The 16,767-nt window shown below is 73.6% G+C and carries 14 protein-coding genes; 6 read left to right on the top strand and 8 right to left on the bottom strand.

Annotation, left to right across the window (positions count from 1 at the left end; genetic code table 11):
• Positions 1-59 precede the first annotated feature (59 nt).
• The 5 genes from AC5R91_RS31550 to AC5R91_RS31530 form a co-directional block, all read right to left on the bottom strand.
• Positions 60-1,190: a hypothetical protein gene (locus AC5R91_RS31550; protein WP_495394924.1), complete on the bottom strand. Its 1,131-nt coding sequence runs from the start codon at positions 1,188-1,190 to the stop codon at positions 60-62.
• Between the two features lie 162 nt (positions 1,191-1,352).
• Positions 1,353-2,030, bottom strand: a complete 678-nt coding sequence (locus AC5R91_RS31545; RefSeq protein ID WP_495394923.1) for a Crp/Fnr family transcriptional regulator — start codon at positions 2,028-2,030, stop codon at positions 1,353-1,355.
• A gap of 164 nt (positions 2,031-2,194) precedes the next feature.
• Positions 2,195-3,184, bottom strand: a complete 990-nt coding sequence (locus tag AC5R91_RS31540; protein WP_495398102.1) for a rhomboid-like protein — start codon at positions 3,182-3,184, stop codon at positions 2,195-2,197.
• 212 nt (positions 3,185-3,396) lie between these two features.
• On the bottom strand, positions 3,397-4,524 hold the full coding sequence (locus tag AC5R91_RS31535; RefSeq protein ID WP_495394922.1) for an alpha/beta hydrolase: 1,128 nt from the start codon (positions 4,522-4,524) through the stop codon (positions 3,397-3,399).
• A gap of 136 nt (positions 4,525-4,660) precedes the next feature.
• Positions 4,661-6,706 carry a phosphatidylglycerol lysyltransferase domain-containing protein gene (locus AC5R91_RS31530; protein ID WP_495394921.1) on the bottom strand — a complete coding sequence of 682 codons (2,046 nt, stop codon included), beginning with the start codon at positions 6,704-6,706 and terminating at the stop codon, positions 4,661-4,663.
• Between the two features lie 398 nt (positions 6,707-7,104).
• On the opposite strand from AC5R91_RS31530, the gene AC5R91_RS31525 reads away from it, so the two are divergent.
• Positions 7,105-8,040 (top strand): ParA family protein, encoded by a 936-nt coding sequence (locus AC5R91_RS31525; RefSeq protein WP_495398101.1) that lies wholly within the window; start codon positions 7,105-7,107, stop codon positions 8,038-8,040.
• Positions 8,037-8,717, top strand: a complete 681-nt coding sequence (locus AC5R91_RS31520; protein ID WP_495394920.1) for a hypothetical protein — start codon at positions 8,037-8,039, stop codon at positions 8,715-8,717. The genes AC5R91_RS31525 and AC5R91_RS31520 overlap by 4 nt, the downstream gene beginning before the upstream one ends.
• A gap of 136 nt (positions 8,718-8,853) precedes the next feature.
• Here AC5R91_RS31520 and AC5R91_RS31515 read toward each other — a convergent pair whose 3' ends face one another.
• Complete coding sequence (locus AC5R91_RS31515) at positions 8,854-10,353, bottom strand: MFS transporter (protein ID WP_495394919.1); 1,500 nt, start codon at positions 10,351-10,353, stop codon at positions 8,854-8,856.
• Positions 10,354-10,751: 398 nt separating this feature from the next.
• Entirely contained in the window at positions 10,752-11,321 is a 570-nt protein-coding gene (locus AC5R91_RS31510; RefSeq protein ID WP_495398100.1) for a TetR/AcrR family transcriptional regulator, read from the bottom strand.
• 365 nt (positions 11,322-11,686) lie between these two features.
• Here AC5R91_RS31510 and AC5R91_RS31505 point away from each other — a divergent pair, with 365 nt between their 5' ends.
• The 4 genes from AC5R91_RS31505 (at position 11,687) to AC5R91_RS31490 (ending at position 15,631) form a co-directional block, all read left to right on the top strand.
• Positions 11,687-12,694, top strand: a complete 1,008-nt coding sequence (locus tag AC5R91_RS31505; RefSeq protein WP_495394918.1) for an alpha/beta hydrolase fold domain-containing protein — start codon at positions 11,687-11,689, stop codon at positions 12,692-12,694.
• 225 nt (positions 12,695-12,919) lie between these two features.
• Entirely contained in the window at positions 12,920-14,134 is a 1,215-nt protein-coding gene (locus tag AC5R91_RS31500; RefSeq protein ID WP_495394917.1) for a universal stress protein, read from the top strand.
• An 88-nt stretch (positions 14,135-14,222) separates the two neighbouring features.
• On the top strand, positions 14,223-15,071 hold the full coding sequence (locus tag AC5R91_RS31495) for a sulfite exporter TauE/SafE family protein (RefSeq protein WP_495394916.1): 849 nt from the start codon (positions 14,223-14,225) through the stop codon (positions 15,069-15,071).
• Positions 15,072-15,169: 98 nt separating this feature from the next.
• Positions 15,170-15,631, top strand: a complete 462-nt coding sequence (locus AC5R91_RS31490) for a DUF1634 domain-containing protein (RefSeq protein WP_495394915.1) — start codon at positions 15,170-15,172, stop codon at positions 15,629-15,631.
• Between the two features lie 43 nt (positions 15,632-15,674).
• On the opposite strand, the gene AC5R91_RS31485 is transcribed toward AC5R91_RS31490, so the two are convergent.
• Entirely contained in the window at positions 15,675-16,763 is a 1,089-nt protein-coding gene (locus tag AC5R91_RS31485) for an LLM class F420-dependent oxidoreductase (RefSeq protein WP_495394914.1), read from the bottom strand.
• Positions 16,764-16,767 lie beyond the last annotated feature (4 nt).

The raw sequence follows: 16,767 nt of genomic DNA, 5'->3' as shown, positions 1-16,767 counted from the left end.
CTGGGAGGTCTCCGTTCGGCGCGAGCGGCGGGTGGTCGCGGTCGCGGTCGCGGTCGCGGTCAGTCATCGTCGGCCCCGTCGGAACCGTGGTCGTCGCCGTTGTGATGGCCGGGCCGGTCCTGCCGGTCGGGTGGGAGTGACGCCTCCTGGGTGAAGGTGTGGCCGTCGAAGGAGGAGCGGTCGATCGGACCGGTGAACTGGTGGCCGGCGCCGTGATGCTCGGTGTGGTGCTCCGCACGCGGCCCGAGGTACTGGTCTGCACCGGCGGAGTAGCTGTCGCCGCGGGTCGTGTGGACACCGCCCGAGATGTTGTCCCCGACGCCCGTGTGCCTCTGGCCATGGCCGTTGACCTCTACGCCGCCGCCCATGCTGTCGACGTCGATGGCGATGGACGATCCGGAGTGGCCGGGTCCCGTGGCGGGCTTCCTCACGCGCGAGGGGACGCGTCGGCGGGCAGCGGCGCGCCCGGCCGGGTTGGACGGGTCGGCCGGGTCAGGCGGGGCCTGCGGCGGCCGGAAGCCCCGGTCCAGCAGGCCGCCGGATGGCCGTGGGACCCGGACGTAGGCCTCGCCGCGGTAGGTCTTCTCCGCGACGGTCACGGGGACGAAGTCGGCGGGACGCAACCCGCAGAAGCCGCCGGTCACGACGTCCCCGAAGGCCCGCGATGACAGGATCGCGCCGACGAGGGTCGCTTGCGGGTCCGAGTCGTCCAGCAGGTGACGCACCGCACCGGCGTCGAGCAACCGGTGCAGGGCGATCCGCGCGTCGCCGCTGCCGTCACCGAGCCGGTTCGTCCCCGAGTCCGTCACCGGGCCGACGTTCAGGCTGACGCGCATCCGCAACGGCCGGTCGCCCCCGGCGCCCGTCGACGCGACCCGGTTGCGGTCCTCGAGCTCCCGCTGCAGGTTCTCCAAGAACGGATGCACGAGGAATGGCAGGCTCCACGGTTCGAGGGCGAGGACGTGCCCGTCCCCGGTGCTGATGTCATAGCGCTTCGCCTGCGTCCAATCCGACCAACCGCTTCGGCGGAATGTCTGGTCCAGCAGTGTCGGCACCTCGCGGGTGAGGCTCTCGTGCCAGCGGCCGGGCATGCCGCTGAAGTCCTTGATGTCGACGACCAGCAGGGCTCGGTAGGGCGGGAGCTCCACGGCCGGAGCGGGAAGACGGTTGGTGTTCGGCGGGGACGTCATCGTCAGTCCTCCAAGTTGGGGGGCGATCCGTCGGCGGTGACGGACGAACACGGACCGGATGTCCGCGTCTACAGGGTCGTGACCGGCGCGGGCGGAAACCGTCCAGCGATGGATGGTCCGACGGTTACCCACGTCACATCCGCCACGGCCATGGGTGCGCGCTCAGCTCGCCGGCAGCCCCGCCTCCAGGCGCAGCAGACGCAGATCGGCGACGGTAAGGCGGGGACCCGGGCGCAGCACGCCGGCCGCCCGAAGCGCCCCCACGTGGGCAGCCACCGTGCTGCGGCCAAGCCCCAGCGATCCGGCGACCAGGTCCAGCGAGAACGGCACCCGCATCGGGTCTGCGAGCTCCGGCCCGGCGTGGGCAACCACCTCCAGCATCAGCCGCGCGATCTTCTGCCGGGGCGGGAGATGCACGAGTCGATGCTGGTAGGGCACGGTCTCGGACAACTTGCCGACCAGGTAGTCTGCGAGGGCGCCTTGGGCGCCGTGCCGGACCAGCAGCGCCTCGAAGGACGTCGCGGTGATCCGGTACGCCGTGCACCGGTCGATCGCCTGCACGGTGGCGGTGCGGCCGCCGCCGATCCGAGCCATCTCACCGATCACGTCACCGGTTGTGCGCAGTGCCAGCAGCAGCTCGGCGCCGTCGGCGTCGGAACGCACGACCCGCACCCGGCCGCGGGCGAGCAGAAGCAGGAAGTCGCCGGGATCCCCCTGACGCAACAGCCGCTCCCGCGGCCGGAACTGACAACGGGTGCCGGCGTTGATGAGAAGCTGCCAGAGTTCGTCACCGAGCAGGGCCCGCATTCCCCGCCGGACAGGTCGGATGACATCGGACATTCCGCAGGGTTATCGCACCCGGGAATACCGACGCCGCGACGAGGACGGCTTCAGGTGACCGCCGTGACCAATCGCCCCTAATTATCCAGACAATCCCATTCGACGTCGCTGCCGCGCCGGCTCGACGCCATCACGGCTGGCGGGCGCCCAGGAATTGCCGGAGCTCAGTGGCGGTTCGCCGGCCTTGGAACAGCCGTCAACCTCCAGCAATGCGCCGCGCGACCGCGAGCCATCCAGCGCTTCGAACGCAGTCGCGACAGGGACGGGGGCAGGTACGCGGCCGGGGTCGGGGCCTCAGACGGGGCCGGGGTCGGGGACAACGCCGGAGCAGGTGCCGGTGCCGGGCAGGCGGCGCGGCGGCGAAGGGCGGGAATGGTGGCGGCGAGCGCGCCGAGGGCGAGGGCGGCGGTGTGGCCGATCCCGTCGAGCTCGCCGTCGGTCACCCCGTACATCATCGCCGGGGCGACGACGACGAGGGCGGCGCCGGCGACGGTGCGCAGCCGGCGCGGGGTGGGTAGCGCGACCAGGGCGGCCAGGGCCGCACCGGCGGCGTAGCTCGGCCCGACGTCGAGCACGTGCAGCGCGCTGGACGGCAGGTCGCCGGTCACGACCCGAAGCCCCAGGATTCCCTCGGAGATCAGCGTCGCGGCGGTGTGGCCGCCGAACGCGACCGCGAGCGCCGCCACGCTCCCGATCGTGGCCTCCAACCCGCCGACGGCCAGGGCGGCGAACGCCAGCCATGGCGCCACCGGCCCGTCGGTCACCCAGGGGATGCTGCCGACGAGGACGCCGAGGGGATGGTGCAGCATCTGGTGCAGCGTCGTGCTCGTCGCCCACTGCCAGCGGGTGGCGCGATCCGGGTCAACCCCGCGTAGCACCCGCGCCGCGAGGAGCACTGCGAGCAGGACGGTCGTCACCGGGAAGCGCCGCAGCGCCGAATGCAGCCACCACGTAGCCCTCGCCGCGGTCCGGCGGGCGGCCGACCCCTGGCGCGGCGACGATGCCCGGCGCGGTGGCGATGCCGGTCGCAGCAGCGATGCCGGTCTCGGTGGCGATGCCGGTCTCGGTGGCGATGCCGGTCTCGGTGGCAGGGCAGCGCTGCGCAGCGAAGCGACTCTCAGGTACTGAGCGTCGCGACGTCCACCCGGCAGCATCACGGAACACCCCCGCCCCACGAGGATCACTGTCACCGTCATGACATCGTGACCTGCCAAGGCATTCCCCGCCACCCGTCGCGGCAGCGTGGATGTGGCCACCGCCACATCTCACGCGCGACAGACGGCGGGTGACAGACCGCGCCGTCCGCCTGGCCGATGCGCGCTGACGACGCCCGCGCGCCGGTCCAGTCCGCCGGGCGCGTCCGAGGTCAGGCCGCCGCGGCGACCCGGGTGGCCGGCCGGAGGGCCGGACGCGCTGCCGGCAGCCCGATGGGGACGCCGGACGCCGGCGCGAGCGCCCAGGCCAGGCCCTCGCGCAGCGCCGGGCGCCACACGCCGAAGTCGTGCGCGCCAGGGCGAAGCCGCAGCCGGACGGTGAACCCCGGCCGCCGGCCCAGGATCGACGCCATCGCCCGGGTGTCCCCCAGCGCCTCGTGGTCACCGAGGCCGCAGTCGAACCAGATGCGCATCGGCGGGTCCGGCATCAGTGTGGCGGCGTAGCGGGCAGGGGTGTTCGCCTCGACGACCCGGGCGAGGTCGGGACGGCGGCCGAACAGTCCGACCATGCCCCCGTCGTGGGTGGGCCGGTCCATGCCGGACATGTCGACGATCGTCCCGACCAGGTCGCGATGGCGCAGGCCGAGGTTCAACGCGCAGAAGCCGCCGGCGGACATGCCGGCGAAGACCCGATCGGCGCGGTCGGGTAGGACGCGCAGCCGGGCGTCGACCGTCGGGATCACATCGTCGACGACGTAGGTCTCGATGTGCTCGCCGGGCCGGTCGACGCATTCGCTGTCGTCGAGCCAGCCGTGGCTCAGCCGTGGGGCGACGAAGATCGCCGGCCGATGATCGTCGGCGAGCCAGGCGCCGGTCTGCGCGGCCCGGTTCGCCCGGTACCAGTCGACCGGCACCCCCGGGGAACCGTGCAGCAGGTAGACCACCGGGAAGCGGGCATGCGGCTCGGTGAAGTACTGCGGTGGCAGATAGACCAGCGCCTGCTGGACACCGAAGCCGCTACGGACCCCGGGCACCGGCAGGTCGACGACCGAACCGTGCGGGTGGGTCCGCACCGGCGCGGCGGCGACAGCCTCATGGGTCGACGCGGTCGGCCAGGACCTGACCCCGATGACGTCGTCGACCCGCGGCAGGTAGCCGTAGTGGGCGTTGACGAGGTCGGCGGCGGTGGCGAGGGTGAGCACGACGGCGACCCCCGCCATCCCGGCCGTGACGGCCCGACGTCCGCGCCGTGCGAACCGCAGGCAGCCCACCCACGCCGCCAGCGTGGCGCCCGCGAACGCCAGCAGGAACCACTTCCCGATGATGACCAAGGAGCCCACACCACACCCCCGCAGCGCCGTCCGAGTCCGCCCGCAGTCCGTATCCGAGTCTCGACCGCAGTCCGGGTTCGACCGCCCCCGGGGTTCGACCGCCGTCCGAGTCTGCTCGCCGTCCGAGTCTGCTCGCCAGCCGCGGTCAGGGCGCGCCCGGCGCCTGCGTCCGGTCCTCCTCGGGCAGGTGGCACTCGCGGCGGGGGCGGCGGGCGGCGGCGAGCAGCGCGCCGGGGCGGGGAAGGTGGTCACGCCAGCGGGGCCAGACGAGGAACGCCTCGGCCTCGAGCATCGCCAGGGCGATCCGCGGCAGTTCGGCGGTCGCCGGATAGCAGACGAAGCGGGGCTGCCAGGTGGGCTGGAACTTGGCGTTGAACCGGTAGAGGCTGTCGATCTGGAACCAGCGCGACAGGAACAGCAGCATGCCGCGCCAGGAGCGGATCACCGGCCCCGCGCCCAGGCGCTCGCCGCGTTCGAGGGCGGAGCGGAAGAACGCGAAGTTCAGCGACACGCGCGCCACGCCGAGCTGCGACGCCTGGCGCAGGGTGCTGACGATGAGGAACTCGTTGAGTCCGTTGTCGGCCGAACGGTCGCGCCGCATGGCGTCGAGGGACAGCCCGTCGCGCCCCCACGGCACGAAGTGCAGCAGCGCGCGCAGCCGCGGCTCGGCGTCGGACGGCAGCGGCCCGCCGGACGTCGCCGACCCGTCGGGCCGAGCCGCGGCGCAGGTGTCCGGCGCCATGTTCTCGTAGGCGAGGACGACGACGCAGTCGCCGTCCTCGGCGTCGCCCAGCCGGCCGAGTGCCATCGAGAAGCCACGTTCGGTCTCGCTGCCCCGCCACGCCGCCGCCTGCGCCTTCAGCCGCGCGATGTCGGGCGGGGCGAGATCGCGGACCCGGCGGGCGACGGCCGTGTAGCCGGCGCGTTCCACCCGCGCGACGGCCTGCCGGACGTTGCGCATCGCCCGGCCGTCCAGGGTGAAGGTGGCAGCGTCGACCACAGCCTCGTCGCCGAACTCCAGCGCGCTCAGTCCGGCGCGGGTCCACGCCGTGCCGCCGGCCTCCGAGCAGCCGATCACCGCCGGGGTCCAGGCGTGATCGGCGGCCTCGCGCAGGAACTCGCGGATCGCCCCCGGCCAGGCCTCCCGGTCCCCGAGCGGATCGCCGCTGGCCAGCATCACGCCGGAGACCACCCGGTAGGCCACGCACGCCTTGCCGGACGGTGACCAGATCACCGACTTGTCAGAACGCAGCACGAAGTAGCCGAGCGAGTCGGCGTCGCCGTGCCGGGCGAGCAGCGCCCGCACCCGCAACCGGTCCTCCTCGGTCAGCCGCGGCCGCGGCTGGGGTGGACGCAGCGCCAGGTAGCCGGTGGTGCCGATGGTCACCACGCCCAGGGTGAGCAAAACCCGGTCGGCGAGGTCGGCGAACCGGTCGGAGGTGAAGTGCAACGGGCCGGGGACGCCGACGAGCCCCAGCACGATCTGTTCGAGCTGGGCCGACCAGGCGTGCGGGCCGGCGATGCGGTGCTCGCGCAGATGCAGCAGCAGGAAGCCGATCGCGATCGAGACGGCGGTGAGCAGCAGGCCGGCGCCGAGTGCCCGCCAGCGGGTCGTCGGGTCGCCCTTGGCCCGGAACTCCCCGCGCACCAGCACGAGCGCGCCGAGCAGGGCCGCCGACGCCGCCGCCTCGTCGTAGTCGAGCCCCTTGGCGACGTGCAGCAGGACGCCCAGCCCGAGCAGAACGACGACGGCCCGCCACGCCCGCCGCTTGCGCCGACGCAGTCCGGCGGCGAGCAGGACCAGCAGCATGCCGACGACGACGGTGAAGGCCGCCGCCTGCCGGGAGGCCGCCGCTGGCAGCAGGACCCGCAGATCCGCCAGTCGGCTCCGCCATTCGGGGGTCAGCGCGGACACCACGTCGCCCAGCCCGACGGTCAGGGTGAGCAGCGCCGCGACCCGCGGCACCCACGGCCGACCCCACGCCGGCAGACCCGGACGCCGTCGCCCGCGGGCGTCCTGCGGACCCGGCCGGCCGACGCCGGGCCCGCCGGCGTCGCCGGCGGCGTCCGGGCCCGGAGTGACCGCACGGACCACGGCCGATCCGGGCACCCGGGCGGTGAACGGCGTGCGCCCCCGCGCACGCCGCCGGCCGAGTTCCGTGCCGGGTCCGGCCCCGCTGGAGCTACTCATGTATGGCATCGTCCCCCGAGGTGTTGACAGCGACGGCACATGGTCCGCCGAGACGATAAACCGCCGCTCGATCGCTCCCGCGACGAACCACCCGAACGTGACCGTCCGGTGCCGGAAAGCCGGCGGGACGGCGCTGGAGACCCGCGACTCCCGCGACGGTGGTAGCACCAACATCACCCACCGTGCCCCCAATACGGGGTGGAACGCACCACTACCGGTCAAGGTGTACGCATGGCGGCCACCCGGCACGGATCCGCACTCATGCCGCCCGGGCATCTCGTGATGTGCTGTCCGGCACCCCGCCGGAACGGGTCACGCAGGGCGCGGGAACGGGTGGCACCGCAGCGACGGGGGAGACGGATGGCCCGGTCAACGACGGAGCACGGGAGCGGATCGCCGTGCGGGTGATCTCGGTCGTGAACTACAAGGGCGGCGTCGGGAAGACCACGCTGACCGCGAACATCGGCGCCCAGATCGCCGCCTGGGGGAAGCGGGTCCTGCTCCTCGACCTGGATCCGCAGGCCAGCCTGACCCTCTCGTTCTACCGACCCGAGCAGTGGCGGGCGGGGCTCGCGGACAATCGGACGATCAAGCAGTGGTTCGAGGCGTGGCGGATGGACGGCCCGGTGCCGCCGCTCGCCCCGCTGATCACGTCACCGGCGGTGGTGAACTCCCGGATCGCGCAGGGCAGCGGGGCGCTCGACCTGATCGCCTCCCACCTCTCCCTCGGCGACGTCGAGATGAACCTCGCCGCGCGCCTCGGCGGCGCGGAGGTGCACCGCTCGACCCGCCACTACTTCGACGTCTACCTGCGGCTCGCCGCCGGGCTGGCGACCCTCCCCCCGACCGCCTACGATCTGGTCCTGCTGGACTGCCCGCCGAACTTCGGCGTCATCACCCGCGCGGCGGTCGCGGCCAGCGACCAGTTGCTGATCCCCGCCCGCCCGGACGAGCTGTCGACCCTGGGCATCGAGCACCTGCAGTCCCGGCTGCGCCGGTTCATCTGGGAGTTCAACCGGATCGTCGACCTGCAGTCGGATCTGCATCCGGCGGTGAAGAAGCTGGAGCCGATCATCCTCGGGGTCGTCTTCACGATGGTGCAGTACTACTCGGGCAAGCCGATCGCGGCCCTGCGCCCCTACATCGCGCAGACCCGGCAGCTCGGGCTGCCGGTCTTCGAGGCGATGGTCCGCGAGAGCAATCACCACTTCGCCGGCGCGGCGCGCACCCAGCTTCCCGTCATCCTCTCCGACCAGGTCACCCCCGCTCTCGCCTGGGAGCTGCACCGCCTCGTCGAGGAGTTCCTCAAGCGAATCAGGACGCCTCACCCTTGACCAACGCCCGCAGCGCCCCCGACGCGCCCGATGCGCCCGATGCGCCCGATGCGCCCGGAGCCTCCAGAACCCCGGAGGCTCCCGATACCGCCCGCCTGAGCACGCTGCTCCTGCGCCAGCTCGCCGACCTGGTGGCCGGACTTGACGAGCAGCAGGTCGGTGACCTGTTGGCCGGGCGCGCGCGGCTGACCGTCACAGCCGCGCCCGGCCGACGGGCGGCGGATCCCGCCGCCGACCCGGCCGCCCCCTCCCCCGCGTCGCTCCGCGACACCGCAACGCACCCCGCCGCACAGACCCCGGCGGGACAGACCCCGGCGCCGAAAGCAGCGTCGACGACGCGGCGGCCGGCGAACCGGTCAAACGCCCGCTCGAAGACGGAAGCCGCCTCGAAGACGGAGGCCGGACCGATGACGGAGGCGGCGGCGGCGGCCTCAGTGGACGTCGAGGCGCTGCGGGCGGCGCTGCTCGGCGCGGCGAGCCGGGAGGAGGCTGCCGACCACCTGGCAGCCCTCGGCCGGGTGTCGGTGCCGCAGCTTCGGGCGCTGGCCGGCGCCCTCGGAGTCGACGGGGTCGGCGGGAAGGACCCGAAGGCGACCGTCATCCGCAAGATCGTCGATGGCACCGTCGGCTTCCGGCTCAGCTCACGGGCGATGCAGAGCGAGGAGACCGACCTCTGAACACGGCGGCCGACCCATGAGCGAGGGGCCCGGCCCATGAGCGAGGGGGCCGACTCCTGCAAGGGGGCACCGGCCTCAGCGGTCACGCCGGGCCGGTGCGAACCCCGTTCGGGGCCCGCACCGGCGACCGGCGGGATCAGCCGACGTGCGCCGGGGCACCCTCCACGTTCGCCGCGGACTCCCGCCCAGCGCGGATGAACACGAAGATCACCACCGCGGCGATCGCGATGAGGATCGCGCCCCAGAGGAACGCCGTGGTGTATCCCTCGATCTGCGACTGCGCGAGGGCGGCCGGACCGTGGCCGTGGCCGTCGAGGTAGCTGCCGACGGCGGTCGCGTAGACCGTGTTGAGCAGGGCGGTGCCCAGCGAGCCGCCGATCTGCTGGGTGGTGTTGACCAGGGCGCTCGCGACCCCGGCGTCGTGCGCGGCGACGCCGACGAGGGCCAGGCTCGACAGCGGGACGAACGAGAAACCCATGCCGATGCTGATGAGCAGCTCCGACGGCAGCACGTGGGCGACGTAGCTGGAGTCGACCCCGATGGACATGAGCAGCGCCATGCCGACCGCGGCCATCGTCGTCCCGACGCCGGCGAGCAACCGCGGACCCACTTTCGGCAGGAGCTGGCTGGCCGCGCCCGCGGAGAAGATGATCCCGGCGCTGAACGGCAGGAAGGCGAACCCGGTCTTCAACGCGCTGTAACGCAGGGTCTGCTGAAAGTAGTAGGTCAGGAACAGGAACATCGCGAACAGCCCGGCGCCGATCAGCAGCGAGGCAAGGAACGACCCACCGCGGTTACGTTCCCACGCGACCCGCAGCGGCAGCAGCGGCGCGGCGGAGCGCGCCTCGATGACGACGAACGCGGCGAGCAGCGCCACCGAGCCGATGAGCAGCCCGAGGGTGCGGGCGTCGCTCCAGCCGTCGTCGGCGGCCACCGTGAAGCCGTAGACGAGCGCGACGAGGCCGGCGGTGACCGTCACCGCGCCGGGCAGGTCGTAGCGGGCCTCGCCCTGCGCGCGGCTCTCCCGCACCACGGGCACCGCGAAGAACGCCGTGACGAGCGCGATCGGCACGTTCACCAGCAGGCACCACCGCCAGGAGGCGTACTCGGTGAGCAGACCGCCGACGATGAGCCCGATCGCGGCGCCACCGCCGGAGATCGCGCCATACACCCCGAACGCCTTGGCCCGCTCCCGGCTCTCCGTGAACGCGACGGTGATCAGCGACAGCGCCGCCGGGGCGAGCAACGCCGCGAACGCGCCCTGCAGGGCCCGGGCCGCGAACAGCAGGGCGGCGTTGGGCGCCAGGCCGCCGAGCGCCGAGGCAAGCGCGAAGCCGATCAGGCCCCAGACGAACGCCCGCTTGCGGCCCAGGTAGTCGGCGATGCGCCCGCCCAGCAGTAGCAGGCCACCGAAGGCGAGGGTGTACGCGGTGACCATCCATTGCCGGTTGGCGGTGGAGATACCCAGGTCGGCCTGGGCGTGCGGCATCGCGATGTTCACGATCGAGGCGTCGAGCACGACCATGAGCTGCGCGACGGCGATGATGCACAGCGCCAGCCACCGCCGGGGATCGGGCTCGCCGTCGGCCACGCCCACCGGGGGATCCCCAGCCTTGCGGTCGACAGTTGTGGTCACAGGAGGCTCCTTGCCGGAGAAGACGAGCTGCCGGGACATCGAGCGGGACGTTCACAACAAGGGGGCGTTCACAACAAGGGGGCGTTCGCATCAAGCGGGTGGTTCACAACAAGCGGGCGTTGACATCGAGCGGGACGTTGTCCTGCGCGGGCAGGGGCGACCGGCGCGCGGGGCAGGGACGCGGCGACGGACCGAAGCGGATGCTGGCCGCCCACGTCGGGCTGGCAGCAGGTGGTGGAACCCGCACAGGGTGGGACGCGGCGGGGTGGGGCAGGTGTGACTCGCGGGCTGGGTCGGCGCTATCTTCGCCGCCCCTGGTCGACCTCTCCACTCGTTTTCAGGTCCGCTGGGCGGCACGCCCAGGCCACTCCGCCTTCGCGCGGGTGTTCGAGAAGATATTAGCTCAGGTGTTCGATCCCCATCGCGGGCGGGGTCGATCGGCCGGCGAGCAGCGGAAGCACCACGTCATCGACGACGTGGCCGGCGAACGCCTCGTCCAGCGGCTCTCCCGTGACGAGCAGACGGGTGAAGATCATGGCAAGGATGACCTCGACAAGCACCTCGGGTTCGGTCTTCGCGAGCAGTTCCCCCCGCTGCGCTGCCCGCTCGAGCAGGCAGCGGCCGAGCTCCACCTTGCGTTGCAGGATGTTGGTCTGGATCACCGCGGCCAGCCGAGAGGACTCGCTGGCCGCCCGCAGGACGCCGACGAGCAGCGCCCCGTCCGGGCCCGAAACGGTATCGATCAGGAGGCGGACCTCGGCGGCCACGTCGTCTCGCAGGCAGCCGGTGTCCGCGGGGACATGATCGGCGGGACCGTGCCGACGCAGCGCCTCCACAACCATCTCGTCCTTGCAGGACCACCGACGATAGATCGTCGCCTTACTGGCCCGGGCCCGGGCCGCGACGGCGACCATGCTCATCCGCTCGTAGCCAACCTCGACGAGCAGCTCCAGCGCCGCGTCCAGGATCGCCTGCTCGCGGGACTCGTCTCGGGGCCGACCCCGACCGGTGGCGGCCGGCGGCGAAATGGCTCGCCACCCCCTTCCTTCTGATCAACGCCCGGCGGACACTCCGGGGAGGGTCGCAGGCCCCCGCGAGGGGTGCTGCGCGACCATGAAAACAGTACCGTACTGTACCGATAAAGTCGTCCCGCGAACCCGCATGGCGTCGCTCACATCCCGCCGACGCCTCGACCTCTCATCCGGGCCGGACTGGCGGCAATCGTGCGTATCCGGGCAGGCATGATGGCACGCGACCACAAGTCGCCCGGACCGCCAGTCGCCGCCCGGCCCCCGAGAGGACCGCCGCCATCCATCACGTCCCGCACCGACTCATGGCCGCGGCCACGGGCGGCCTGCTCGCCCTGGGCCTCGCCGTCGCCGCCTGCTCCCGGCACGACGCCGCCCAACCCGGAACGTCGACGTCGACCAGCGGCCCCGGCCGGGTGGGCGTCCCGGCCGGGACGCCCGGCGAGGTCGACGGGATGTGGGTGCTGCGGGACGTGCCCTACGCGCCGGTGTCGCCAGCCCAGCGCCTGGATCTCTACCAGCCGAAGGAACCGCCCGCCGCCGACGCACCCCGCACCGGGACGGGGCGGCCGGTGGTCATCACCATCCACGGCGGCGCGTTCGCGCTCGGCGACAAGCACGACGACCTGCCCGTGGTCCGCGCTCTGGTTCGCGCCGGGTATGCCGTCGCCAGCCTGAACTACCGGCTCTCCGGTGAGGCCCGTTTCCCCGCCGCGGTGCAGGACGTCAAGGCCGCGGTGCGCTGGGTGCGCGCACACGCCGCCGACCACGGTCTCGACCCGGACCGGATCGCGGCGAGCGGGGCGTCGGCCGGGGCGTACCTCGCGGTCATGCTGGGAACGACGCCGGGGGTCGCGATGTACGACGACCCGACGCTGGGTAATCCGGGCGTCTCCAGCGCCGTGCAGGCCGTCGTCGACTTCTACGGCCCGGTCAACTTCGGCTCCATGGACGACCAGGTCCGCGCGAACGAGCGCTGCGCCGCGTCCGACGCCGGGCACGGCCGCCCCGACTCGCCGGAGTCCCGTTTCCTCGGCCGCACGGTGGCCGCCGTGCCCCAGCTCGTCCGGGTCGCGAGCCCCCTGAACTACCTCGGCCGCGCCCCCCTGCCGCCGTTCCTCATCGAGCACGGCGATGCCGACTGCACCGTGCCGCACCGCCAGTCCCTCGAGCTCGCCGACGCGCTGCGGGCCGCCGGCGCGCCGGCCGTCGAGATCACGATCGTGCCCGGCGCCGGCCACGGCGGCGCGTTCCCGACCGCCGAGCGGATGCCCGCCGTCCTCGCGTTCCTCTCCCGGACCCTCGGTCACTGACCACCCCTGCTCACCGCCTCACACCCTCGGTCACCGGCCAGCACCGTTGGTCACCGCCCCCCTCCCTCGCCAGGCAAGGACCGAGAGCGGGATCAAGGGTCCTCCGGCCCTGTCCGGCCCGGCCACCCGGCCACCCCACGGGTGGCGTTCGGCGCGTCGCCGCAGGTCACCGCACGGGCATGGTGGACGGTGTCGGGGATCACGGTGGCGAGAAGGGTGACAACGATGGCGCGGACCACAGGACGCACGGACGGGGCAGGCCAGTCGAACGTCGCCGGCCAGTCGAACGTCGCCGGCCAGTCGAACGTCGCCGGCCAGTCGAACGTCGCCGGCCAGTCGAACGTCGCCGGCCAGTCGAACGTCGCCGGCCAGTCGAACGTCGCCGGCCAGTCGGAGGCTGCGGGCCAGTCGGAGGCTGCGGGCCAGTCGGAGGCTGCGGGCCAGTCGGAGGCTGCGGGCCAGTCGGAGGCTGCGGGCCAGTCCGACACCGCCGGGGCTCAGCCGGACGCGGGCGGCACGGGCGGCACGGGCGGCATTGTGGTGGGGATCGACGGCTCCCCGGGGTCGGCCGCCGCCCTGCGCTGGGCCGTCGACGAGGGTGCGCGGCGCCGGCTGCCGGTGACGGCGGCGCTGGTCTGGGACGCCGTCGGGGAACCGCGCGCGGTCTTCGACAGGGCGGGCGGTGCCGACCGCGCGGGGTTGGAGCAGGCGGCACGGCGGGTCCTGGCGGACACGGTGGCGGCGGTGCGCGTCCACGACCCGGCGGTCACGGTGACCGAACGCGTCGCCGAGGGCAGCCCGGTGCCCGAGCTGCTCGGGATCGCGACCGGCGCGCGGCTCGTCGTCGTCGGCGAGCGCGGGCCCGGCGCGCTGCACCGGCTGGTGGCCGGGTCGGTGTGCCAGGGGGTCGTCCACCACGCGCCGCTGTCCGTCGTCGTGGTACGCGGCGGCGCCGACCGGTCCGGCGAGGCAGCGGGGGCGGCCGACGCGGTGGGCGCGGCGACGACGTCAATGGACGAACGCCCGGTTGTCGTCGGCGTCGACGGGTCGGCCGGCTCGCTGCGGGCACTGCGCTGGGCGGTGGAGGCCGCCGCCGTGCGCAAGACCGCCCTGCGCGCCGTGCATGCCTGGCATCTCGACGTGCCGGTGTACCTGGGGATCTACGCGGACTTCGGCTCCACGCTCGCCGAGCAGGCGCAGCGCACCCTCGACGACGCCGTGAGCACGGTCATCGCCGAACACGGCGGCGGGCTGCCGACCCAGGTGGTCAAGGAGGCCGTCGCCGACGGCGCCGCCCGGGCCCTGCTGCGCAGCGCCGCGGACGCGCAGTTGCTCGTCGTCGGCAGCCGCGGCCACGGCGGGTTCGCCGAGCTGTTGCTGGGCTCGGTCAGCCACCAGTGCGTGGCGCACGCCCCCTGCCCGGTGGCCGTGATCCGCTAGCAGCCGGTCACGTCACTCGCGCCAGCAGGATGGTTCTGGTACAGATATTCTCTGTACCAGAACTAATCTTCTGACCTGGTGAGGCGCCGTGAGCCCGTTGGCCGAGATCGTCGCCATCACCGCCGTCTGCGTGGCGTCCGGCTGCCTGGGCAGCCTGCTGGGCCTTGGCGGCGGCACCTTCGTCGTGCCGATCCTGACGCTGGCCTTCGGCCTGGACGTGCGGCTGGCGATCGGCGCCTCGGTGATCTCGGTGGTCGCCGGCAGCGCCGCGGCGTCACCGCGCTACCTCGACGAGGGCTTCGCGAACCTGCGCGTCGCGGTCACCCTGGAGGTGGCGACGGTGAGCGGCGCCGTCGCCGGGGCGCTGCTCGCCGGGCACCTCAGCGCCCGCACGCTGTACACGGTGTTCGGTGTCGTGCTGGCGTTCAGCGCGGTGCAGATGCTGCGCAACCGGCAGGACCGCGCCGGCACGGCCGTGCCGGACGACCGCATCGCCGACGCCCTGAGCCTGCACGGCACCGGCACCGGCACAGCCGCCGGCACGGTCGTCCGCGACGTCCGTCCCTACCGGGTCACCCGCACCGCGACCGGCCTGACCATGATGACCGCCGCCGGGGCGGTCAGCGGCCTGCTCGGCATCGGCTCGGGGGCGATGAAGGTGCCGGCCATGGACCTCGCGATGCGGCTACCGCTCAAGGTGTCGACGGCGACGAGCAACCTCATGATCGGGGTGACCGGCGCGGCGAGCGCCGTCGTCTACCTGCAGCGAGGCGACGTCGTGCCGGCCCTGGCCGGCGCGGTGGCGCTCGGGACCGTCGTGGGCGCGCGCCTCGGGTCGCGGCTGCTGGCCGTGGTTCCCGTGGGAGCGCTGCGGGTGATCTTCCTGCTCGTCCTGCTCGTCATCAGCGTCCAGATGCTGCTGCGGGGCCTCGCGTGAGGGCGGTCCGGCGGTCGGGCCGGCGGTCCGCCGCCACCGGGCCCCACCCCCCACGCCGCGGCCCCTCGCCGACAGTTCCCGGAAAGGCGGGTCCCGTCATGGTCCCGACGCCGACATCCCCGACGCCGACATCCCCGACGCCGACGTCCCCGGCGCCGACGTCCCCGGCGCCGACGTCCACGGTGGGGGCGCCCGAGACGGGTGCCCGCCAGGTCGCGCTGGTGCTGCGGATCGGTGGGGCGCTCGGTGCCGCCCTGGTGCTCGCCGGGCTCGCGTTCGCCGTCGCCCAGGGCGGCGCGGGCTGGCGGCACGGCGCGGGCGGGAATCCGCTCGGCGGCGGCGCGGCGATGCGGCTGTCCGACCTGGGTGGCGGGCTGCGCCACGGGCGGGCCGGCGCCGTCATCCTGCTCGGCACGATCGTCCTGGCGGCGACGCCGGCTGCCGGCGTCGCCGCGGCCGGATACGCCTGGCTGCGGGCGCGCCGGGCGTGGCTGGCGGGAGTGGCCGTCGTCGTGCTGCTGCTGCTCGTCCTCGCCAGCGCCCTCGGCGCCGCCGAGTAGCGCGACATCACCGAGCACCCCGACCCGACCGAGCACCCCGACCCTACGGAGCACCCTGACCCGACCGAGCACCCTGACCCGACCGAGCACCGTGACCCGACGGGGGACGCAGGGCACGTAGCAGATCGAGGGCACGCTCGGTGAACTCCTCGGAGCCCCACGTCGACCCGCCGCCCGCCCCGGCCCGCGTCGTCCCCCGGACGAAGGACGGCTCCAGCCGGACGTAGAGCTGGACCGCGGTGACACCCGGCTGGACGAAGGCGGCGATCTGGTCGCGGCACTGCTGGGGCGTGCCGTGGATGAACAGCCGATCGATGACGTCGTCGGGCAGGCCGGCAGCCGCGCCGTGCTGGTCGCCGGCACGCCAGCGCTCGTGGGAGGCGGCGAGCAGGTCGCCGTTGCCGAGCCATGCGTGGAAGGCGCGGTACGGCGTCTGGTTGAGGATCCAGGTGAGGAACGGGCGGCTGCCGCGGCGGGCCGCATCGGCGTCCTCGGTCGGGCTGACGAACACCTTGACGACCAGTTCCCTGCCGGCCGGCTGCGGGCCCACGGTGGCGCGCACCGTGGCCAGGTCCTCGGCGGACAGGAGATTGGTGACCGCGCCGTCTCCCTCGGTGAAGGCGAGGCGCAGCATGCCCGGCCGCAGCGCGCCGAGGATGACCTTGGGGGTTTCGGCCGGCGGTTCGGGCAGCGCGAAGCCGCGAACGGTGAACGTGTCGAATGCGCCCGACACCACCTCCCCACGCAGGGCCCTGGTGAGGAAACGCAGCGTGTCCCGGGTCCGGCGGAACGGCTCGTCGAACGGGATGCCGTTGAGGTCGGTCACGTGCGCGGGCACGGACGAGCCGATACCGAGGACCAGCCCGCCGGCGGTGAGATCGGCCAGCGTCGCCGCGGTCTGGGCGAGCACCGCCGGCCCGCGGGTGTGCACAGGCACGATGGCGCTGGCCAGGCGCAGCCGAGGATCCCACGCCGCGGCGGCCGCGAGCGGGGTGAAGGCGTCCCCTCCCCCGCCTTCGGCCGTCCACACGTCGCTGTAGCCGGCGTCGACGAGTCCACTGACGATGCTGCGGTGCTCCCGCAACGGAACGCCGGGCAACGGCAGGGTGACGCCGAAACGGACCTCGCTCATGGAG

The sequence above is a fragment of the Frankia sp. BMG5.60 genome, assembly GCF_059428125.1.
This window is presented reverse-complemented; position numbering and strand designations above follow the sequence as displayed.